The organism is Corallococcus sp. AB018, from assembly GCF_003986945.1.
In the GTDB taxonomy this organism is placed as follows: Bacteria; Myxococcota; Myxococcia; order Myxococcales; family Myxococcaceae; genus Corallococcus; species Corallococcus exiguus.
Genome location: NZ_RAWR01000034.1, coordinates 25,712 through 44,592, shown reverse-complemented (window position 1 = coordinate 44,592; position 18,881 = coordinate 25,712). Strand labels below are relative to the sequence as shown.

General features: G+C 71.0%; 22 protein-coding genes. All 22 read right to left on the bottom strand.

Features of this window, described 5'->3' with window-relative positions:
* Positions 1–4: 4 nt before the first annotated feature.
* Positions 5–388 carry a response regulator gene (locus tag D7Y11_RS10065; RefSeq protein ID WP_120576283.1) on the bottom strand — a complete coding sequence of 128 codons (384 nt, stop codon included), beginning with the start codon at positions 386–388 and terminating at the stop codon, positions 5–7.
* Positions 389–457: 69 nt separating this feature from the next.
* The gene (gene cheB / locus D7Y11_RS10060; protein WP_121752165.1) at positions 458–1,501 is read right to left on the bottom strand and encodes a chemotaxis-specific protein-glutamate methyltransferase CheB; all 1,044 of its coding nucleotides are present in this window, start codon (positions 1,499–1,501) and stop codon (positions 458–460) included.
* Positions 1,501–2,373: a protein-glutamate O-methyltransferase CheR gene (locus D7Y11_RS10055; protein WP_180945998.1), complete on the bottom strand. Its 873-nt coding sequence runs from the start codon at positions 2,371–2,373 to the stop codon at positions 1,501–1,503. Before D7Y11_RS10055 ends, cheB begins: the two co-directional genes overlap by 1 nt.
* Before the next feature lie 13 nt (positions 2,374–2,386).
* The gene (locus D7Y11_RS10050; protein ID WP_121752166.1) at positions 2,387–4,378 is read right to left on the bottom strand and encodes a HEAT repeat domain-containing protein; all 1,992 of its coding nucleotides are present in this window, start codon (positions 4,376–4,378) and stop codon (positions 2,387–2,389) included.
* A gap of 159 nt (positions 4,379–4,537) precedes the next feature.
* The gene (locus D7Y11_RS10045; protein ID WP_121752167.1) at positions 4,538–4,927 is read right to left on the bottom strand and encodes a hypothetical protein; all 390 of its coding nucleotides are present in this window, start codon (positions 4,925–4,927) and stop codon (positions 4,538–4,540) included.
* Positions 4,928–4,972: 45 nt separating this feature from the next.
* The gene (locus tag D7Y11_RS10040; protein ID WP_120576287.1) at positions 4,973–5,494 is read right to left on the bottom strand and encodes a chemotaxis protein CheW; all 522 of its coding nucleotides are present in this window, start codon (positions 5,492–5,494) and stop codon (positions 4,973–4,975) included.
* Positions 5,491–6,054 (bottom strand): chemotaxis protein CheW, encoded by a 564-nt coding sequence (locus D7Y11_RS10035; RefSeq protein WP_120576288.1) that lies wholly within the window; start codon positions 6,052–6,054, stop codon positions 5,491–5,493. Before D7Y11_RS10035 ends, D7Y11_RS10040 begins: the two co-directional genes overlap by 4 nt.
* 34 nt (positions 6,055–6,088) lie before the next feature.
* Entirely contained in the window at positions 6,089–8,320 is a 2,232-nt protein-coding gene (locus tag D7Y11_RS10030; protein ID WP_121752168.1) for a chemotaxis protein CheA, read from the bottom strand.
* A complete protein-coding gene (locus tag D7Y11_RS10025) occupies positions 8,317–8,691 on the bottom strand; it encodes a response regulator (protein WP_120567722.1) in 375 nt (124 codons plus the stop codon). Before D7Y11_RS10025 ends, D7Y11_RS10030 begins: the two co-directional genes overlap by 4 nt.
* Positions 8,692–8,745: 54 nt before the next feature.
* Positions 8,746–9,237, bottom strand: coding sequence for a M17 family peptidase N-terminal domain-containing protein (locus tag D7Y11_RS10020; RefSeq protein ID WP_120567723.1), 492 nt, complete (start codon positions 9,235–9,237; stop codon positions 8,746–8,748).
* Complete coding sequence (gene nusB / locus D7Y11_RS10015; protein ID WP_120576291.1) at positions 9,234–9,659, bottom strand: transcription antitermination factor NusB; 426 nt, start codon at positions 9,657–9,659, stop codon at positions 9,234–9,236. The genes D7Y11_RS10020 and nusB overlap by 4 nt, the downstream gene beginning before the upstream one ends.
* Positions 9,660–9,664: 5 nt before the next feature.
* A complete protein-coding gene (ribE, locus tag D7Y11_RS10010) occupies positions 9,665–10,165 on the bottom strand; it encodes a 6,7-dimethyl-8-ribityllumazine synthase (protein WP_120576292.1) in 501 nt (166 codons plus the stop codon).
* A gap of 27 nt (positions 10,166–10,192) precedes the next feature.
* Positions 10,193–10,858, bottom strand: a complete 666-nt coding sequence (locus D7Y11_RS10005; protein WP_120576293.1) for a riboflavin synthase — start codon at positions 10,856–10,858, stop codon at positions 10,193–10,195.
* Between the two features lie 40 nt (positions 10,859–10,898).
* The gene (gene ribD / locus D7Y11_RS10000) at positions 10,899–12,062 is read right to left on the bottom strand and encodes a bifunctional diaminohydroxyphosphoribosylaminopyrimidine deaminase/5-amino-6-(5-phosphoribosylamino)uracil reductase RibD (RefSeq protein WP_120576294.1); all 1,164 of its coding nucleotides are present in this window, start codon (positions 12,060–12,062) and stop codon (positions 10,899–10,901) included.
* Between the two features lie 10 nt (positions 12,063–12,072).
* Positions 12,073–12,576 carry a transcriptional regulator NrdR gene (gene nrdR, locus D7Y11_RS09995; RefSeq protein ID WP_120576295.1) on the bottom strand — a complete coding sequence of 168 codons (504 nt, stop codon included), beginning with the start codon at positions 12,574–12,576 and terminating at the stop codon, positions 12,073–12,075.
* Between the two features lie 7 nt (positions 12,577–12,583).
* Positions 12,584–13,840: a serine hydroxymethyltransferase gene (glyA, locus tag D7Y11_RS09990; protein WP_126933562.1), complete on the bottom strand. Its 1,257-nt coding sequence runs from the start codon at positions 13,838–13,840 to the stop codon at positions 12,584–12,586.
* A 57-nt stretch (positions 13,841–13,897) separates the two neighbouring features.
* Positions 13,898–14,344 carry a ribose 5-phosphate isomerase B gene (gene rpiB / locus D7Y11_RS09985; protein ID WP_121762699.1) on the bottom strand — a complete coding sequence of 149 codons (447 nt, stop codon included), beginning with the start codon at positions 14,342–14,344 and terminating at the stop codon, positions 13,898–13,900.
* 103 nt (positions 14,345–14,447) lie between these two features.
* The gene (gene fabF, locus D7Y11_RS09980; RefSeq protein WP_120576298.1) at positions 14,448–15,704 is read right to left on the bottom strand and encodes a beta-ketoacyl-ACP synthase II; all 1,257 of its coding nucleotides are present in this window, start codon (positions 15,702–15,704) and stop codon (positions 14,448–14,450) included.
* A gap of 86 nt (positions 15,705–15,790) precedes the next feature.
* The gene (gene acpP, locus D7Y11_RS09975) at positions 15,791–16,039 is read right to left on the bottom strand and encodes an acyl carrier protein (protein ID WP_014395452.1); all 249 of its coding nucleotides are present in this window, start codon (positions 16,037–16,039) and stop codon (positions 15,791–15,793) included.
* A 106-nt stretch (positions 16,040–16,145) separates the two neighbouring features.
* Positions 16,146–16,895, bottom strand: a complete 750-nt coding sequence (gene fabG, locus D7Y11_RS09970; protein WP_120576299.1) for a 3-oxoacyl-[acyl-carrier-protein] reductase — start codon at positions 16,893–16,895, stop codon at positions 16,146–16,148.
* Positions 16,892–17,830: an ACP S-malonyltransferase gene (gene fabD / locus D7Y11_RS09965; protein ID WP_120576300.1), complete on the bottom strand. Its 939-nt coding sequence runs from the start codon at positions 17,828–17,830 to the stop codon at positions 16,892–16,894. The genes fabG and fabD overlap by 4 nt, the downstream gene beginning before the upstream one ends.
* A gap of 28 nt (positions 17,831–17,858) precedes the next feature.
* Positions 17,859–18,860: a beta-ketoacyl-ACP synthase III gene (locus D7Y11_RS09960; RefSeq protein WP_121752171.1), complete on the bottom strand. Its 1,002-nt coding sequence runs from the start codon at positions 18,858–18,860 to the stop codon at positions 17,859–17,861.
* Positions 18,861–18,881 lie beyond the last annotated feature (21 nt).

The following is an 18,881-nucleotide window of genomic DNA, read 5'->3' as shown; positions in this document are numbered from 1 at the left end:
AAGCTCAGCCGAGCTTCAGCAGTTCCTTCACCGTGTCCAGCACCACGCGGGCCTGCACGGGCTTCACCAGGTAGGCCGTGGCTCCCAGCGCCATGGCCCGCTCGCGGTCCGCCGCCGCGCCCTCCGTCGTCACCACGACGATGGGCACCGCCCGGTGCTCTTCCGTCTGGCGGATGTGGTGGATGAGCTTCAGCCCGTCCATCAACGGCATGTTGATGTCCGTCATCACCAGGTCGAAGCGGCCCTGCGTGGAGAGCTTCTTCAGCCCCTCCACGCCGTCCTGTGCCTCGATGCAGACCACCCCGGCCAGGCGCTGGAGCGCGTACATGATGCTGCGGCGCATGGCCTGCGAGTCATCCACCACCAGCGCGCGGATCTGCTGCGACATGGACACCAGCCTAGCACCCGCACGCCGTCCGGCCTGGGATTGTGCGGCGGCTGTCATGCAGCCAGCGATTCACTGCCCGCCGGACTGCCGTCGGCGGCGCACCAGCGCGGCCAGCTCCGTCCCGATGGCGTCCAGGGCCAGCACCCGGCTCACCGCGCCCGTGGCGATGGCCTCCTTGGGCATGCCATACACCACCGCCGTGTCCTCGGACTCGGCCCACGTCTCGCCGCCCTCGCGGTGGACGGCGCGCACGCCCTGCGCCCCATCCGCTCCCATCCCCGTCAGCACCACCGCCACCGCGCGCGGTCCCAGCACGTCCGCCGCGCTCTCGAAGAGCCGGTCCACCGACGGTGCGTACTTGTCCGCGGGCACGGGCGACGGCGTGCGCAGCTCCAGGCGCCCGGTGCGGTCGGACAGCAACAGGTGGCGACCTCCCGGCGCGATGTAGACGTGGCCCGGCTTCACCATGTCGCCCTCGCACGCCTCCCTCACCGTGAAGGGGCCGATGCGATCCAACCGCTCCGCGAAGGCCTTGGTGAACTGCGACGGCATGTGCTGGCCCACCAGCACGCTGACGGTCGGCTCGGTGGCCAGTCCCTCCAGGAGCCGCTGCACCGCGGGAGGCCCGCCCGTGGACGCACCCACGGCGATGATCTGCGGCACCTCCCCCGACAGCACGACGCCGCGCGGCGCGGCCCCGTGGCGTCCCCCGGCCTTCACGTGGCGCGCCGCGAGCACCTTGTCGATGAGTTCGCGCCGCAGGTGCTCCAGCGCCGCTGGCGTGACCTGGGGCGGCTTGGCGATGAAGTCGAACGCGCCCAGCTCCAGCGCCTTGCCCACGTCCGAGCGGTGCGCGTAGCTGGAGATGACGATGACGGGCGTGGGCGCCGCGCGCATGAGCAGCCGCAGGAAGGTGTGGCCGCCCAGCCGGGGCATCTCCAGGTCCAGCGTCACCACGTCGGGCTTCAGGTCCAGGACCTTCCTGAGCCCCTCCTCGCCGTCCTGGGCCCAGTCCAGCACCATCACCTCCTGGGAGGACTCCAGCAGCGTGGTGAGCGTGCGGCGGTTGGTGGCCGAGTCGTCGATGACGAGCACCGTGAGCGGGCGTCCCATCAGCGGCCCTCCCCGCCCGGAAGCTCGGGCCGGCGGTAGACGAGGTCGCCCTTCAGGTGCACCAGTTCGAAGTCCGCGCCCAGGCTGAGCAGGTTCTCCGCGTGGCCCAGGAGCAGGTAGCCCCCGGGACAGAGCCGGTCGCGGATGACGCCCAGCACGCGGCGGCGCGCGGCCAGGTCGAAGTAGATCATCACGTTGCGGCAGAAGACGACGTCCGAGCGCGGCACCAGCTGGCTGCCCGCCACGTCCGACAGGTTGTGGTGACCGAAGTTCACCCACGCCTTCACGTCGTCGCGCACGCGGACGCGGTTCACCCCCGCGGGCACGAAGTAGCGCTCCAGCAGGTCCGGCGGCGTCGCGCGCAGGGCGCTGGGGCCGTACTCGGCGCGGCGGGCCACGGCCAGCACGCGGCGCGACAGGTCCGTGCCCAGGACCTCCACGTCCCAGTCGTCGAAGCGGCCGCTCTCCTTGAGCAGCATGGCCAGCGTGTACGCCTCCTCACCGGAGGAACACCCCGCCGACCACAGCCGCAGCCGCCGCGTGTGCGCGTTGCGCTTCTCCAGGATGGGGAGCAACTCCTCGCAGAAGGCCTTGAGCTGCGCGGGTTCGCGGAAGAAGTACGTCTCGTGCGTGGTGAGGGACTCCACCGCCGCTTCCAGCTCCGCGCTGCGCTGGGCGTCGTAGCGCAGGTAGCGGTGGTAGGAGCCGAAGTCCTGGATCCCCAGCGCCTCCAGCCGGGGCCACAGCCGGCGCTCCATCACGAACTTCATGTTCTCGTGGATGAGGATTCCGCAGTGCGCGTAGACGTGGTCGCGCAGCAGCCGGAACTCCTCCAGCGTCATCTCCGGGCGGCCCTCGTCGAAGCGTGGCATCCGAGTCCTCTCCTCAGCGCCCCGACAACCGGACGACCGCTTCCGCCAGCGCCACCTGGGCCAGCGCGTCCTGCTCCACCGCCATCGCCTGCTCGAGCGCGGGCAGGCACTCCGGCCGCCCCAGCCCGCCCAGCACGCGCGCCGCGGTCGCCCGCACGTCCCAGCGGGGATGCCCCAGCAGCGACACCGCCAGCGCCGCCCCATCCGCCGAGGCCTCCGCCGACCCCAGCGCCGCCAACGCCGCCTTCACCACCTCCGCGTCGTGATGGCTGAGCGCGTCCCACAGCACGCCCGCGCCCACCGTGCCCAGCTTCGTCAGTGCGCGCACCGCCAGCATCGCGAGCGCACCATCGCCGTGGCGCACCAGGGCCTCCAGGTCCGGCGAGCGCTCCTTCGCGCCCGCCACGCCCACGGCCTCCACCGCGGCCACTCGCACACCGCGGTCCTCGTCCTTCAGCGCGAGCCCCAGGAACGTCGCGGCCTCCCTGCCGCCCTGCTGCCCCAGGGAGCGCACCGCGGCGATGCGCACCTTGGGGGACTCGTCCGCCAGCGCGCCGCGCGCCAGCTCCATGCCGGCCTCGCCGTCCGCCCGGCCCGCGGCCTCGACCGCCGCCGCGCGCCAGGAAGCGTCTTCATCGCGAGCAATCCGCCGCAGCACGGGCAGCACCCGCGCTCCACCCAACCGGCCCAGCACCGCCACCGCCGCGGGCGTCGTGCGCTGCTCCACCGCCTCCTCCAGCGCGGCCAGCGCCGCCAGCGGGTGGGCCACGGTCAGCTGCTCCAGCGCTCGCGCCGCCATGCCCGACAGCGCGGGGTCCGAGAGCAGCTCCACCAGCGGCGCCACGGCCTCCGGCGAGCGCGTGCGCCCCAGCGCGCGCACCACCACCGCGCGCAGGTCGTCCTCCGCCCACTCCAGGAGCGCGCACAGCTCCGACACCGACGTCGAGTCCACCAGCAACACCAGCGCCTCGGCCGCCACCGTGCGCGCGGGCAGCGACAGCGTGCCCATGCTCCCGAGCAGCAGGCGACGGCCCTCCGGCCCCAGCTGGCCCAGCGTGAAGAGCACCTCGCGCAACAGCCGGTCCTCGCGCGCCACCTCCGCCACCGCCACCGCGAGCGACGCTTCGCCCAGCGCTCCGGCCGCCACCAGCGCGCCGGCCCGCACCCGGACATCATCGCCGTCCAGGGCCTGCGCCACATGCGCCGTCACACCTGGGATGCCGCTCAGCACCGAGCGAGCCACGGCATCCAGCTCACCGCGCTCGTACGGGCCCAGCCCCACGGCCTGCTTCCCCAGCGCGACGAGCGCCGCCTCGCGCACCGAGCGCACCGGCGACGCCAGCGCCCGGCAGATGCGCTCCGTGGACACGCCCGGGGGGTACAGGCCGAGGAGCCGCAGGGCGCTGCGCTGTACCCCCGGGTCCTCGACCAGCGCCAGCACCCGCACCAACGGGGGCGCGCGCTTGAGCGACGCGAGCCCCTCCAGCGCGGCCAGTCGCAACAGGGGCGTGGGCGCGTCCAGCAGGCCTTCCAGCGCCCGCGCCGCGGCGTCCCCGCCCATCCGGCCCAGCGCCTCCGCGGCCGCCACGCGCACGTTGAGGTCGTCGTCGGAGAGCGCGCGCAGGAGCACGTCCTCCACCTCCGGACGGCCCAGCTGGCCCAGGATGTCCGCCGCCAGCTTCCGCTGATCCGGATCCTCGTGCTCCAGCAGGTGCACCAGCGGCGGGATCGCCACCGGGCCCATTCCGGCCAGCGCCTCGGCCGCCGCGTTGCGCGCGCCCGTCTCGCCGCGCTTGCCCAGGACGGAGATGAGCCGCGCGGTGACGCTCCGCGCATCCGGCACGTGGCGCAGTCCTTCCGCCGCCGCGTGGCGCACGCGCCAGCTCTCGTCATGCAGACCGGTGGTGAAGGTCTCCAGGGCTCCGGGCGCACGCGGATCCACCGCCTGCAATGCCCGATACCGCGCCTCTTCCTGCCCCGCGGGGGACCGCACCGTGTCGCTCATCCGCCGTCCTCCTTCGGGGCTCGTGTTGCTCGGTTTGGCTCCATCCTGCTCGAAGCCGCCGGGGGAGTCGCGTCCCACGAGACTGCTCCCACCGCAGGTGGACAGCCCTGCGCCGGATGGAAACGTTCACCTTCGCACCCTTCGCCACACGCGGCGCGCTCAGGCCTCCTGGAGGTCCGCGTCCCAGCCCTCCTGGCCGAAGAACCAGAGCGAGTAGACGCCCAGCACCGTACCTAGCGGAAAAGTGGGCAGGGCCACGAGGCCGAGCAACGTCGCCAGGCCCTTGGAGACGGGGCGGCCGCGCACGAGCCCCAGGCCCAGGGCGAGCCCTGCGATGGACGCCGCCAGGAGCACCACGAAGATGCCCGCCATCGCGAGGACGAGCGGGTTCTCCCACACCGGAATCGCGGGGGCGGACCTGCCGGCGGCGGCGACGAAGCCCAGGGCGGCCGTGACGTACGCCAGCACGCCCGTGCCCGCCAGCATCAGCGTGTGCACGAACAGGTAGAGGAACCCCAGGGACTTCCGGTGCCCGCTCAGGTCTCGCATGAGGCCCCCTCCTAAAGCCGGGATGCGCACGCCGAAAACGCGCGCTCAGCCAGCGGGCGGCGGGCGGGAGTCGCGCTCCAGCTCCGCGCGCAGGAGCGCCTTCAAGTCCAAGAGCAGCCTCAGCCGCTCCGGCGGTCCGCACACGCCCACCACGAACGGCGTGCGCCCCCCGGCCATGAGCGCCGGCGCGGGCTTGATGTCAGCCCGGCGCACGCGCAGCACCTCCGCCACGCGGTCCACCCGCGTCACCACGCGCCGCGTTCCCAGCCGGCACACGAGCAGGCGCGTGCGCCGCGTCTCCTGCGCGGGCTCGCCCAGCAAGCGCCGCCGCAGGTCCACCACGGGCAGCATCGCGCCGCGCAGGTGCAGCACGCCCTCCACGAAGGCGGGCGCGTGCGGGATGGGAATCACGCGCTGGGGCGGGAGGATCTCCTCCACGCGCATGATGTCCAGCACGTACTCCTCGTTGCCCACGAAGAAGGCGCACAGCTGCACCTCGGCCGAGGGCGTCTCGGAGGTCTTCTCGCCGCGCGGTCGGCGGACCATCAGGTTCACGGGGTCCGTCATGGGGCGAGCGCCTGCTCCGGATCCAACAGGATGTAGAGCTGCGAGCCCTTGCGCCCCAACCCCGCCACGCAGTCCCGGTCTCCCCGCAGCCCCGCGGGCGACAGCTCCACCATGGACGGCTTGAGCCGCACCACACCCGCCACCGAGTCCACCCATACGCCCGCGGGCCCGTCCTCCGTCTTGAGCACCAGGATGCGCGAGGCCCGGGGCGGCAGGCCCGCGTCCGGCCCCGCCACCAGTGGCGGCACGTCCGCCAGCCGCAGCCGCAGCTTCACGTCGTAGACGGGCAACAGCTCCCCGCGCAGGTTCATCACGCCCAACAGCTGCGGCTCCGCGCGCGGAATCTCCGTGAGCAGCGGCACCTTGCAGATCTCCCTCACCGCGAGGATGGGCACCGCGTAGCACTCCGCCTCCAGGCGGAAGGCCAGGTACTCGACGGGCTCCTCCTCCAGCAGAGGCTGCGCCAGGTCGTCACTGCCCGCGGCGAAGTCCAGCAGGCCGCCGACGTCCTCGTCCGGACGGTAGAAGAACGCGTCGAGCAGGGCTTCGAAACGGGACACGCCCGGGAGGATAGCAGCCCCCGGCGTGGACGCCTCAAGCGCGGCGCCGCTCCTGCGCGATGCCCTCTTCCAGGAGTTCCGCGACATCCAGCACCAGGACGGTGCGGCGGTTGCCCAGGTCGGTGGCGCCGGAGATGCCCTTCACGCGGCTCAGCCGGCCGCCCAGGGGCTTGGTGACGATGTCCTGCTGGCCGAAGAGCTCGTCCACCGCGATGCCCAGCCGCTGCTGCGCCAGGCCCACCACGACGACGAAGTGGCGGCTCACCTCGCGCTCCGGCAGGTGGAACAGGCGCCCCAGACGCAGGAAGGGCAGCGTCTGGCCGCGCAGGTCCAACACCTCGCGCCGCTCCACGGTGCGGATGTCGCGCGGCTGCACGGACAGGATTTCCAGCACGCTGTTGAGCGGCACCGCGTAGGTGCGGCCGCTGACGCCCACCACCAGCGCGCGCACGATGGCCAGCGTCACCGGCAGCGTCAGGTGGAAGGCCGTGCCCTTCCCGCGCTCGCTCCACACGTCGATGATGCCGGAGAGGTTGCCCAGGTTGTTCTTCACCACGTCCAGGCCCACGCCTCTTCCGGAGAGCGCGCTGACGCTGGAGCGGGTGGAGAAGCCCGGCAGGAAGATGAGGTTGAGCAGCTCGCGCCGCGTCATCTCACTGACCTGCGACGGGGTGACGAGCCCGCGCGACAGCGCCACTTCGCGCACGCGCACCTCGTCGATGCCCGAGCCGTCGTCGGACACGCTGATGACGACGTGGTTGCCCTTCTGCTCCGCGCGCAGCCGGACCGTCGCGCGCCGGGACTTGCCCGCGGACAGCCGCGACTCCGGGCCCTCCGCGCCATGGTCGATGGCGTTGCGGATGAGGTGCATCAGCGGGTCGCTGAGCTCCTCCACGATGAGCTTGTCCAGCTCCACCTCGCCGCCGGAGCTGACGAAGTCGATCTCCTTGCCGGCCTCGCGGGCAATCTTGCGCACCAGCCGCGCCAGCTTGTCGAAGACCTGGCCCACCGGGACCATGCGCGCTTCGAGCAGCCCCTCCTGGAGCGCCTCCAGCTTGCGCTCCAGCTGCCGCGTCTCCCGCGACAGCTCCTGGCCGAAGAGCTTGGACAGCGCGACGGTGCCGTCCTGCCGGGACGTCTCCGCCAGCCGCTGGAGGTTGGCCTTGATAAGCAGCAGCTCGCCCACCATGTTGATGAGCCCGTCCAACCGCCCGATGTCCACGCGCACGGTCTGCGTGAGCGAGCGCAGGGACGTCTCTTCCGCCTTGGGGCGGCCCGCGGTGAGGGGCGCGGACGCGGCGGCCTGGAGCCCCACCACCGTGGCCGGAGGCGTCACCGCCCGCATGCGCGGAGGGCTTGCTCCCGGGTGCGCGGACACGGTCGCGAGGCCTCGGGTCTCCACCGGCCCCTCCGCGTCCTCGTCCTCCGGAGGCAGCACCTCGACGTCCTCGCGCACGGTCGCGGCATCGCGTGGCCGAGGCATGTCGAACGCGGGCCCCGTCGAGCCCGATTCCGGCGGCCGGACGGACAGCGGCGCCAGCTCCGCGGGCGTGCCCCGGAGGCCGTCCTCCAGCGCTTGCGCACCCACCTTCGCGCCGAAGATGAGATCGAACGCGATGCCGGTGGAGCCGCCCGGCCGCGACGAGGGCAGCGTGCTGATGACCTCGCCCAGGGGCTTGAGGCGCGCGTTCAGGTCCGCGAGTCCCTGGTCGAAGTCCGTGAGGTCGAACGCCGCGCGCACCCGCCACAGCGCCACCCCGCGCCGCACGTTCTCGCGCAGCCGGTGTTCCTCGTACTCGGTGAAGACGGCGCGCACCGTCGCGTCCAGCTCCAGCCGCTCCAGCGGATCCTCTTCCACGGCGGGCGGGGGCGACCCCAGCCGCGCCATGCGGTCCTCCATGTCGCGGGTGCGCTGGGAGAGCTCGGGGCCCTCCTCGCTCCGGGACGCCTCTCCGAGCAGCGCCTGGAACGTGTCCAGCGCGTCCACCAGCGTGTCCAGGACCTGGTCGTCCAGCGTCAGCCGGCCCAGCCGAAGCCGGTCCAGCAGGTCCTCCGCCGCGTGCGCCAGCTGGGTGATGCGCTCCTGGCCGAAGAGGCCCGACAGGCCCTTGAGCGAGTGCGCCGCGCGGAAGATGCCGTTGATGTGCTCGGGGTCCGCCTCCAGGCCCCGCGCCTCGTCCAGGGCCAGCAGGTCGCGGCCCAGCGCATCCAGGATTTCGGTGGCCTCGGCGACGAACTCCGCGAGCGCCTTGCCCCCAGGCGTCACAGCGGCTTCAGGAAGCGCCGCAGGAGCGCCTCCAGGTCCGCCGGCTGGAACGGCTTCACCAGGTAACCAGCGGCGCCCAGCGCCATGCCCCGCGAACGGTCCTGCTCACGCCCCTCGGTGGTGACGATGATGAGCGGCACGTCCCGGTAGTTGGGGTTCTTCTTGACGAAGTTGATGAGTTCCAGCCCGTTGATGTCGGGCATGTTGATGTCGGTGATGATCAGGTCGAAGCGCTGACGCGGCAGCAGCTTCAGCGCCTCGAAGCCGCTGGCGGTGGTGACGGCCTCGACGCCGTCCACGGCCTCCACGGTCGCGGCGATGTGCTCGCGCGACACCTTGGAGTCCTCGACGATCAACACCTTGAACTTCATCGCGCGCGCCTCAAGGGCCGGATGCTAGCAGAACCCCTGTCTGGCCGCTGTGCGTCAACCCTTCCGGGATGACAGCGACCCGACAAGGCCCTTGTCCGCGAGGAGGGACACCCGTCCCCCCTTGAACGCGGGCAGGAACTGCCGCTGGTACGCCTCCGCCCGAGCGGAGTCGCTCAGGGAAGACCCCTGAGGCACCTCCAAGGCCACGGACTCCACCTTCGCGCGGCTCAAGACCTTCGCCGCGCCCGCCAGCGCCTCGCCCAGCGAGGCCGCGTCCAGGCGCTTCCGGGAGCCCAGCCCCACCACGAAGATGCGCGGCACGGTCAGCTTCCCGTCCGACGGCAACAGGAGCCAGTCGTCCTTCACGCCGGTGAAGAACCCACCCTGGAGCACGCGCGACAGGGCGCCGCACAGCCGCCAGTCCACGTAGCCGGCGGAGGACGGCAGGGGGCGGTCGTCCTCGGCCACGAAGAGGCAGAGGGCGTCCACCCCGTTCAGCGCGTCCAGGCCCTCCAGGCCCACGTCCAGGGTCTGCGTCTGGCTCACGGCTTCCCGAGCGCCACCGCGACGCGGTCCAAGAGGCCGTTGACGAAGGCGCTCGACTCCTCGTTGCCGAAGTTCTTCCCCAGCTCCACCGCCTCGTTGATGGTCACCTTGCGGGGGATGTCCGGGCGGTACTTCAGCTCGAAGATGCCCAGCCGCAGCACGTTCCGGTCGATACGGGACATGCGGTCCAGGCGCCAGTTGTGGCTGTGGCGTTCGATGAGCCCGTCAATCTCCTCGCGGTGGGCCTCCACGCCCTCCACGATCTCCTTGGCGAACTTCACCGCGTCCGGCTCCGGCGTACCGTCCTCCGAGGAGGCGGCCCACGCCGCGTCCAGGGCCTCCCGCGTGGTGGCGCCCTGGGTCATCTCCAACTTGTAGAGCGCCTGCAGCGCCCGCTCTCGTGCCGTTCTGCGCGCGCCCATCGCGGTTATCCCTTTCGCTCCGCGCCGGACATCCGCGCGAAGAGGTTGACCATCTCGATGCAGGCCAGCGTGGCCTCCGCGCCCTTGTTGCCCGCCTTCACGCCCGCCCGGTCGATGGCCTGCTCCACGGTATCGCACGTGAGGACGCCGAACGTCACCGCCGCAGGCCGGGGGCCCGCCGCGGCGCTGAACGCCACCGAACCAATGCCCTTGGCGCACTCGCCAGCCACGTAGTCGAAGTGGGGGGTGCCGCCGCGAATCACCGCGCCCAGGACGATGATGCCCGCGTACTGGCCACCCTCCGACACGCGGCGGGTGACGCCGGGCAGCTCATAGGTGCCGGGGCAGCGGTACACGTCGATGGCGTCGTCCTTCACGCCATGGCGCACCAGGGTGTCCACGGCGCCCTTCAAGAGCTCCTCCGTGATGAAGCTGTTGAACCGGGACACGCAGATGGCGAACCGGCCCTGGGGGGGGAGGAAATCCCCTTCGAAGTAGCGAGGCATGGCGCGCTCCTTACACCACCCGAGCCCCTACCCGCGAGGGCTGAAACCCGCGGCCCGCACCACCGCCTCCGTCAGCCCCGCTCCCTGGGCGGCGGCCTCCGGGGCGCCCCGGAGGGCGTACAGCCGGGCCACGTACTTGCCAATGAGGTCGCCCTCCAGGTTCACCCGGGCCCCAGGCCCCTTGCCGTGCAGGGTGGTGCGCTCCTGCGTCTCCGGAATCAGCTGCACCCGGAAGCGGTCCGTCTCCACCGCGTTCACCGTGAGGCTGATGCCGTCGATGGTGACGGAGCCCTTCTCGATGAAGCAGGGCGCCAGCTCCGGGGGCAGCCGGAACACCATCACCCACGAGCCGCCCTCCGCGAACGTCTCCAGCACTTCACTGACGGCGTCCACGTGGCCCGACACCAGGTGTCCGCCCAGCCGGTCCCCCAGGGCGAGCGCCCGCTCCAGGTTCACCTTGTCGCCCGTCTTCCGGGCCCCCAGGGTGGTGCGCCGCAGCGTCTCCGGGGCCGCCTGCACGCGGAAGGTGTCCCCGCCCTTCTCCACGACGGTGAGGCAGGCGCCGTCCACGGCGATGGATTCCCCCAGGGCGAAGGCCTCCGCGCCCAGCGAGGTGCGAATCCAGAAGTCGGTCATCGCGCCGGTGGTGACGCGGGTGACGGTGCCAGTGTCCTGGATGAGTCCGGTGAACATGGCCGGAACCTTAACGGATGCCCTGTCCGGGCGCTGGCCTTCAGAGCAGCGCGCGCAGGAGGACGTCGTCCCCCACCTTCTCCATCGTCAGGTCCTTCACGGCCAGGGCGTGGGCCATGTCCTTCACGCCCAGCTCGCCCGCCCACGACAGGCCCCCGGCCCCCACCAGCTTGGGAGCGAGGAACAGGGCGAGCGCATCCGCCAGGTGCTCGCGAAGCAGCGTGCCGTACAGGCCCGCGCCGCCCTCCACGAGCACGTGGTTGAGCCCTTCCTTCTTCACGCGCTTCAGCACCGCCTTCAGGTCCACGCGGTCCTGCTTCGCGCGCACGTTCCACACCTCCACGCCCTGGGCCAGGAAGCGCCGGGCGCGCCGTCCCTCCGGGTCCTCCAGCGTGGCGATGACGGTGCGCGCAGGGCTGCGCTGCGTGAAGACGGTGTGCCCCGGAGACAGCTTGAGGTGCGAGTCCACCACCACGCGCACCGGGTCCTTGCCCCCGCCGCCCGGCAGCCGGGTGGTGAGCTGCGGGTCATCCATGCGCACGGTGTTGGCGCCCACGAGGATGGCGTCCACCTGGTTGCGCAGCCGGTGCACCCACGCGCGCGAAGCCTCGCCCGTCACCCAGCGCGAGTCTCCAGACGGCGCGGCGATCTTCCCATCCAGCGTCACCGCGGCCTTGAGCGTCACCCACGGCAGGCCCGTGCGCATCATCTTGAAGAAGGGCCGGTTGAGCGCGTCCGCCTCGTCCTTGAGGACGTGCGTCACCACCGCCACGCCGCCGCGCTTGAGCCGGTTGAGCCCCTTGCCACTGACCAGTGGGTTGGGGTCCGACGACGCGCTGAACACGCGCCGCACGCCGGCCTCCAGCACCGCCAGGCTGCACGGCGGGGTGCGCCCGTAGTGGTCACACGGCTCCAGCGTCGTGTAGAGGTCCGCGCCGCGCGCCTTGGAGCCCGCGGCCTCCAGCGCCACGACTTCCGCGTGCGCCGTGCCGGCCTTCTTGTGGTGGCCGCGCGCGATGATGCGCCCGCCCTTCACCAGCACCGCGCCCACGACGGGGTTGGGGCTGGTGCGGCCCAGGCCCTTGGCGGCTTCTTCCAGGGCGATGCGCATGAAGAACTCGGCCACCGCGTGGTCGAAGTCCGCCGCGCGCTTGGAGCGGGGCGTCTTCACCGCCTGCAACCGTGACCTCGTGAGCAAGCGCATACCGCCCTTCCTAACCGTCCTTGGGCGGAGTCACAGGCGGCTTCGCCTTGCGCTCACGCTCCTGGTCCTCGAGCAGGTCCTTCAGCTCGTGCATGAACTCGGAGATGTCCCGGAAGCTCCGGTACACGGACGCGAAGCGAACGTACGCCACCTCGTCCAGTTGCTGTAACCGCCGCATCACGTGCTCGCCAATGGATGAGGAGGGAACCTCCTTCTCCCCCATCCCCTGGAGCAGCCGCTCGATGTCCTCCACCGTCGCCTCCAGCTGCGCGGCGGACACCGGGCGCTTCTCACACGCCTTCTTCAGGCCGTTGAGCATCTTCTCGCGGTCGAAGGCCTCGCGGCGCCCGTCCTTCTTCACGATGAGCGGGTAGAGCTCCTCCACCCGCTCGTACGTGGTGAAGCGGCGCTTGCAGACCAGGCACTCGCGGCGCCGCCGGATGACGGAGCCCTCGTGCGACTCTCGCGAGTCGATGACCTTGTTCTCCGGGTCCTGACAGAAGGGGCAGCGCACGGGCGGGCTACTTCAACCGCGAGGCGTACAGCGGGAAGCCCTGCGCCAACTCCTTCACCTGCCCCTTGACCCGCGCGAGCGCCGCGTCGTCCTGCGCGGCGTCCAGCGCCTGGCCGATGAGCCGGCCCACCACCGCCATCTCCGCCTCGCGCATACCGCGCGTGGTGATGGCCGGGGTGCCCACCCGGACGCCAGAGGTCGTCGTGGGCTTCTCCGGGTCGAAGGGGATCATGTTCTTGTTGACCGTGATGCCCGCCTTGCCCAGCACGTCCTCGGCCACCTTGCCGGTGAGCTTCTTGGCGCGCAGGTCCACCAGCATCAGGTGGTTGTCCGTGCCGCCCGAGCACAGCCGCAGGCCCGCGGCCTTCAGCGCCTCCGCCAGCGCCTGCGCGTTGGCGACAATCTGCTTCTGGTACGTCTTGAACTCCGGCGACAGCGCTTCCTTGAAGGCCACCGCCTTGCCCGCGATGGCGTGCATCAGCGGGCCGCCCTGGATGCCGGGGAAGATCTGGCTGTTGATGGTCTTCGCGAAGGCCTCACGGCTGAGCACCATGCCGCCGCGAGGACCGCGCAGCGTCTTGTGCGTCGTCGTCGTGACGATTTCAGCGAAGGGCACCGGCGACGGGTGCACGCCCGCGGCCACCAGACCCGCGATGTGGGCCATGTCCACCAGCATGGCGGCGCCCACCTTGTCGGCGATCTCCCGGAACTTCGCGAAGTCGAGCGTGCGCGGGTACGCGCTCGCGCCCACCACCAGCACCTTGGGCTTGTGCTCCAGGGCCAGCGACTCCACTTGCGCGAAGTCGATGGTCTCCGTGTCGCGGGACAGGCCGTAGTGGACGACCTTGTAGAGCTTGCCGGAGAAGTTGAACGCCGCGCCGTGGGTGAGGTGGCCGCCGGAGTTCAGGTCCAGGGACAGCATCGTCTCGCCCGGCTTCATCAGCGCCATGAAGGCGCCCATGTTGGCCTGGCTGCCGGAGTGCGCCTGCACGTTCACCGCGTCCGCGCCGAACAGCTCCTTCGCGCGCGCGATGGCCAGGTTCTCCGCCACGTCCACCACCTCGCAGCCGCCGTAGTAGCGCTTGCCGGGGTAGCCTTCCGCGTACTTGTTGGTGAGCACGGAGCCCACCGCCTCCAGCACCGCGGGGCTGACGAAGTTCTCCGAGGCGATGAGCTCCAGCCCCTCCTCCTGACGCTCCGTCTCGTGCCGGAGCACCTGGGCGATTTCAGGATCCACCTGGGACAGCGTGCGGGTGTTCTCCATGGGGGTTGCCTCCTGGCGTACGAACGAAGGGGACTGCGAAGGGACGCCTCACGGCCCTCAGCGCTGCTGGGCCTCGACGTCGCGAATCTTCTGGACGCGCTTCTCGTGGCGGCCGCCCTCGAAGGCGGTGGAGAGGAAGGCCTCCAGGATGCCGCGCGCCACGCCCGCGCCCACCACGCGCTGGCCCAGGCACAACACGTTGGCGTCGTTGTGCGCGCGGGTCATCCGCGCCTCGAACTCGGTGGTGCACAGGGCCGCCCGGATGCCCCGGTGCTTGTTGGCCACGATGCTCATCCCGATGCCGGTGCCGCACACCAGCACACCCAGCGTGCCCTCTTCCGACACCACCTGGCGGGCCACCTGCGAGGCGAAGTCCGGGTAGTCCACGGACTCGCGCGTCTGGGGGCCCAGGTCCTGGAAGTCGGCGCCGCGCTCCTTCAGGAGCGCCACCAGTTCCTGGCGCAGCTCGATGCCCGCATGGTCGGAGGCGAGGATGACTTTCACGGCCGGACTCCGGAAGGCGGGGCCCGCGCCGTGAGGGCGGGGCCGGGAAGGAGGGCCCCTGCCCGCCGCTGCCCGTCACCGGGAGCAGCGGGCCGGATGGCCGTCAGGCGAAGCGCTTGAACACCAGGACCGCGTTGGTGCCGCCGAAGCCGAACGAGTTGCTCATCACCGCGTCGACACGGGCGTCGCGCGCCGTGTTGGGCACGTAGTCCAGGTCGCAGTCCGGGTCCGGAGATGTCATGTTGATGGTGGGCGGCAGCACGTTCTTGGTGAGCACCTGCACGCTCACCACCGCCTCCGCGCCACCCGCCGCGCCGAGCATGTGGCCCGTCATGGACTTGGTGGACGACACCGCCAGCTTGCGCGCGTGGTCGCCGAACACGGCCTTCAGGGCCTTGGTCTCGTTCGCGTCGTTGAACGGCGTGGACGTGCCGTGGGCGTTGACGTAGCCCACCTGGTCCGGCCGCATGCCCGCGGACGCCAGCGCCAGGCGCATGCAGCGCGCCGCGCCCTCGCCCTCCGGGGCAGGCTGGGTGACGTGGTACGCGTCCGAGTTGGCGCCGTACCCCACCACCTCCGCCAGGATGTTGGCGCCGCGCTTCTTCGCGGCCTCCATCTCCTCCAGGATGACGATGCCCGCGCCCTCGCCCATCACGAAGCCGTCGCGCTCCTTGTCGAAGGGACGGCTGGCGCGCGCCGGGTCGTCGTTGCGCGTGGACAGGGCCTTCATCACGGAGAAGCCGCCCATGCCCAGGGGCGTGATGGCCGCTTCCGCGCCGCCCGCGATGGCCGCGTCCGTCTCACCCAGGCGGATGGACTTCCAGGCCTCGCCGATGGCGTGCGCGCTGGTGGCGCACGCCGACACCGGGGACCAGTTGGGGCCCTTACAGTTGTAGCGCATGGAGATGAGCCCAGGCGCCATGTTGATGATCATCTGGATGATGAAGAAGGGCGACAGCCGGTCGAACCCCTTCTCCAGCCCCTTGCGGTGCTGCTCCTCCAGGGAGGAGATGCCGCCGATGCCGGAGCCCACGATGACGCCCACGCGCTCCGGCTGGTAGCCATGGGGCGCGTCCGGGCCGATGGGCAGGCCAGACTCCTTCACCGCCATGTCGGCCGCGGCCATCGCGTACTGGGCGAACAGGTCCATCCGGCGCACTTCGCGCCTGTCGATGAACTGCTCGGGCTGGAAGTCCTTCACCTCGCCCGCGATTCGCGCGTCGAGCTTCCCCAGGTCGAAACGGGTGATCGTGCTGATACCGGATTGACCGGCCAGCATCGCCTGCCAGTTCTTCTCGGTGCCGGTGCCCAGCGCAGAAATGATGCCGGTTCCGGTGATGACGACTCGACGGTTTGACACTGTTCTTCTCCGCTGACCGCGATGGGGCGTGGAAGCGCCGGTGAGGACGCTCCCCCAGGCCCCGGACTTCCGGGTGTCGCGACTGCCTACTTCTTGTGGGTCTTCACGTAGTTCACGGCGTCGCCGACGGTCTTGATGTTCTCCGCCTCGTCATCCGGAATCTCGACCTCGAACTCCTCTTCCATCGCCATGACCAGCTCGACGATGTCGAGGCTGTCCGCGCCCAGGTCTTCGATGAAGGACGACTCGGGCTTGATCTCATCCTCACCCACACCGAGCTGGTCGGCGATGATGGACTTGATCTTGGTTTCCACGTCGGTTGCGGTGGTGGACATACGTGCAGAACCCTCCAGCTACAGATGGGGCCCGCCGTTTTGAGTCGCGGGCCGTCTTCAAGGCGGGCGCGGTATATCCCACGCCCGGCGCCAATCCAACCTTGGCTTACATGTACATGCCGCCGTTGACCTTCAGGACCTCGCCGGTGATGTAGGACGCCGCATCACTCGCGAGGAATACCACGGCCCCGGCGACCTCCTCCGGGTTGCCCAGGCGGCCGAGCGCGATGCCGCCCACCATCTTCTGGCGCAGCTCGTCGTCCAGGTGCGACGTCATGTCGGTCCCGATGAACCCGGGGGACACGGCATTGACGCGGACGCTCCGGCTGGCCAGCTCCTTGGCCACGGACTTGGTCAGGCCGATGAGCCCCGCCTTGGCCGCCGAGTAGGCCGCCTGCCCCGGGTTGCCCATCTCCCCCACGACCGAGGTGATGTTGATGATGGCGCCGGAGCGCTGCTTCATCATGGGCCGGCTGGCGGCGCGGATGAGCGCGAAGGCGCCCCGGAGGTTGGTGTCCATCTGCCGGTCCCAGTCCTCGTCCTTGACGCGCATCACCAGACCGTCAATGGCCATGCCCGCGTTGTTCACCAGCACGTCCAGCCGGCCGTGCGCCTTGATGACGCCGTCGATGGCGCCCGCGCACGCGGCGGTGTCCGCCAGGTCGAACCGCACGGCCTCCGCCTTCGCGCCCGCCTGCTGGAGCAGGCCCACCGTCTCCTGCGCGGCGGCCTCGTTGCCCACGTAGCTGATGACCACGGTGGACGCGCCCGCCTTCGCGAAGGCCTGCGCGCACGCCCGGCCGATGCCGCGCGAGCCGCCCGTCACCAGCACCACCTTGTCCTTGAAGCCGCTCATGCTGCCCCCAACGCGGCGAGCACCTTCTCCAGGGTCGCGGCGTTCTCGACGTTGAACGATTCGATGTCCTTGGTGATGCGCTTGATGAGTCCGCCCAGCACCTTGCCCGGCCCCAGCTCCACCACGTGCGTGACGCCGTTCGCCTTCAGCGACTCCACGCACTCAATCCAACGCACTGGCGAGCTCACCTGCTCCAGCAGCAGCGGCACCACGCGGGACGCGTCCGCGTTGGGCTTCGCCTCCACGTTGCTCACCACCGGCACGGACGGCGCCAGGATGCGCACGCCCGCCAGCACCTCCGCCAGGCGCGGCTTCACGGGGTCCATCAGCGCGCAGTGGAAGGGCGCGGAGACGGGCAGCGGCATGACGCGCTTGGCCCCGGCCTCCTTGCACTTCGCGCCGGCGCGCTCCACCGCGGCCGCGTGGCCCGCGATGACCGTCTGCTCGGGCGAGTTGTAGTTGGCCGGGGAGACGACCTGCCCTTCCGCCGCCGCGTCGCAGGCGGCCTTCACCGCGTCCGGGGTGAGGCCCAGGATGACGGCCATGCCGCCCGTGCCCACGGGCACCGCCTCCTGCATGAAGGTGCCGCGCGCGCGCACCGCCCGCGCCGCGTCCTGGAGGTTCATGGCGCCCGCGGCCACCAGCGCGGAGTACTCGCCCAGCGAGTGGCCCGCGACGAACGCGGGGGCCGGGCCGCGCTTCTGGAACACCGCGTGAACCGCGGCCGACACCGTGAGGATGGCCGGCTGGGTATTGGCGGTGAGCTTCAGCGCGTCTTCCGGGCCCTCGAAGCAGGAGGTGGAGAGCTTCTCGTGCAGCGCGTCGTCCACGGCGTCGAAGACGGCCCGCGCTTCAGGGAACTGCTCGTAGAGGTCCTTGCCCATCCCCACGGCCTGACTGCCCTGCCCGGGAAACACGAACGCGACCTTCGCCATGTTGCGGTCCTTCCTTGTGTCGTCCTGCCTACCAGCGCACCACCGCGCTGCCCCACGCCATCCCCGCGCCAATGGCCATCATCGCGATGACGTCGCCGCGCTTGAGGCGGCCGGCGCGCTGCGCCTCGTCCAGCGACATGGGCAGCGAGGCGGACGACGTGTTGCCGTACTTGTGCAGGTTGAGCCAGCATTTTTCCTTGGGAATCTCCAGCCGCTCCATCACGGCTTCCAGGATTCGCAGGTTCGCCTGATGGGCGATGACGTGGTCCACCTGCGTCGTATCCATCCCGTGGGCCCCCAAGGACGTCTGGGTGGATTCCACCAACGCGCGCACCGCGAAGCGGAACACTTCCTTCCCGCTCATCTTGAGCTTGTGAAGATTTGCATCCACGTTGTCCGCGGTGACGGGGGTACGCGAGCCACCGGCAGGGATGCAGAGCAGGTTCGCGAGGTCGCCGTCGGTGCGCAGATGGGTGGAGAGGATGCCGCGCGGCGCCATGGCGTCTTCGTCCGCGTCCTGTTCCGCCGCCAACACCAGGGCGCCCGCACCGTCCCCGAAGAGGACGCAGGTGTTGCGGTCCGTCCAATCCACCGCGCGGGTGAGCAGGTCCGCGCCCACGACGAGCGCGCGCTTCACCTGGCCCGAGCGCACGAACTGGTCCGCCACGCTCAGCGCATACAGCCCACCCGCGCACGCGGCGGACACGTCGAAGGCGAAGGCGCGCTTCGCACCCAGCTTCGACTGCACCAGCGCGGCGCACGAAGGCATGGGCATGTCCGCGGTGACGGTTCCCACGATGATGAGGTCCAGGTCGCCGGGCGCCACGCCCGCCATCTCCAGCGCGTGACGGGAGGCGTTCACCGCCAGGTCGCTCGTCGCCTCATCGGGGGCGGCCTGCCTGCGCTCCTGGATGCCGGTGCGCTCGCGGATCCACGTGTCGCTGGTGTCCACCAGGCGCTCCAGGTCCTGGTTGGTCAGGACCTGCGCGGGAGCATAGGAACCCGTTCCGATGATGTGCGTGCGTGCCAAGAGGCCTCCGAGTCGTCGGAG

What these genes read in the sequence shown, in the direction of transcription:
- glyA (WP_126933562.1), bottom strand. Translation starts at nt 13,840, where the DNA reads ATGGAGAACACCCGCACGCTGTCCCAGGTGGATCCTGAAATCGCCCAG.
- ribD (WP_120576294.1), bottom strand. Translation starts at nt 12,062, where the DNA reads ATGCGCTTGCTCACGAGGTCACGGTTGCAGGCGGTGAAGACGCCCCGC.
- ribE (WP_120576292.1), bottom strand. Translation starts at nt 10,165, where the DNA reads ATGCCTCGCTACTTCGAAGGGGATTTCCTCCCCCCCCAGGGCCGGTTC.
- cheB (WP_121752165.1), bottom strand. Translation starts at nt 1,501, where the DNA reads ATGGGACGCCCGCTCACGGTGCTCGTCATCGACGACTCGGCCACCAAC.
- D7Y11_RS10005 (WP_120576293.1), bottom strand. Translation starts at nt 10,858, where the DNA reads ATGTTCACCGGACTCATCCAGGACACTGGCACCGTCACCCGCGTCACC.
- nusB (WP_120576291.1), bottom strand. Translation starts at nt 9,659, where the DNA reads ATGGGCGCGCGCAGAACGGCACGAGAGCGGGCGCTGCAGGCGCTCTAC.
- fabG (WP_120576299.1), bottom strand. Translation starts at nt 16,895, where the DNA reads ATGAGCGGCTTCAAGGACAAGGTGGTGCTGGTGACGGGCGGCTCGCGC.
- D7Y11_RS10025 (WP_120567722.1), bottom strand. Translation starts at nt 8,691, where the DNA reads ATGAAGTTCAAGGTGTTGATCGTCGAGGACTCCAAGGTGTCGCGCGAG.
- D7Y11_RS10045 (WP_121752167.1), bottom strand. Translation starts at nt 4,927, where the DNA reads ATGCGAGACCTGAGCGGGCACCGGAAGTCCCTGGGGTTCCTCTACCTG.
- fabD (WP_120576300.1), bottom strand. Translation starts at nt 17,830, where the DNA reads ATGGCGAAGGTCGCGTTCGTGTTTCCCGGGCAGGGCAGTCAGGCCGTG.
- acpP (WP_014395452.1), bottom strand. Translation starts at nt 16,039, where the DNA reads ATGTCCACCACCGCAACCGACGTGGAAACCAAGATCAAGTCCATCATC.
- D7Y11_RS10065 (WP_120576283.1), bottom strand. Translation starts at nt 388, where the DNA reads ATGTCGCAGCAGATCCGCGCGCTGGTGGTGGATGACTCGCAGGCCATG.
- D7Y11_RS10050 (WP_121752166.1), bottom strand. Translation starts at nt 4,378, where the DNA reads ATGAGCGACACGGTGCGGTCCCCCGCGGGGCAGGAAGAGGCGCGGTAT.
- D7Y11_RS10055 (WP_180945998.1), bottom strand. Translation starts at nt 2,373, where the DNA reads ATGCCACGCTTCGACGAGGGCCGCCCGGAGATGACGCTGGAGGAGTTC.
- D7Y11_RS10040 (WP_120576287.1), bottom strand. Translation starts at nt 5,494, where the DNA reads ATGACGGACCCCGTGAACCTGATGGTCCGCCGACCGCGCGGCGAGAAG.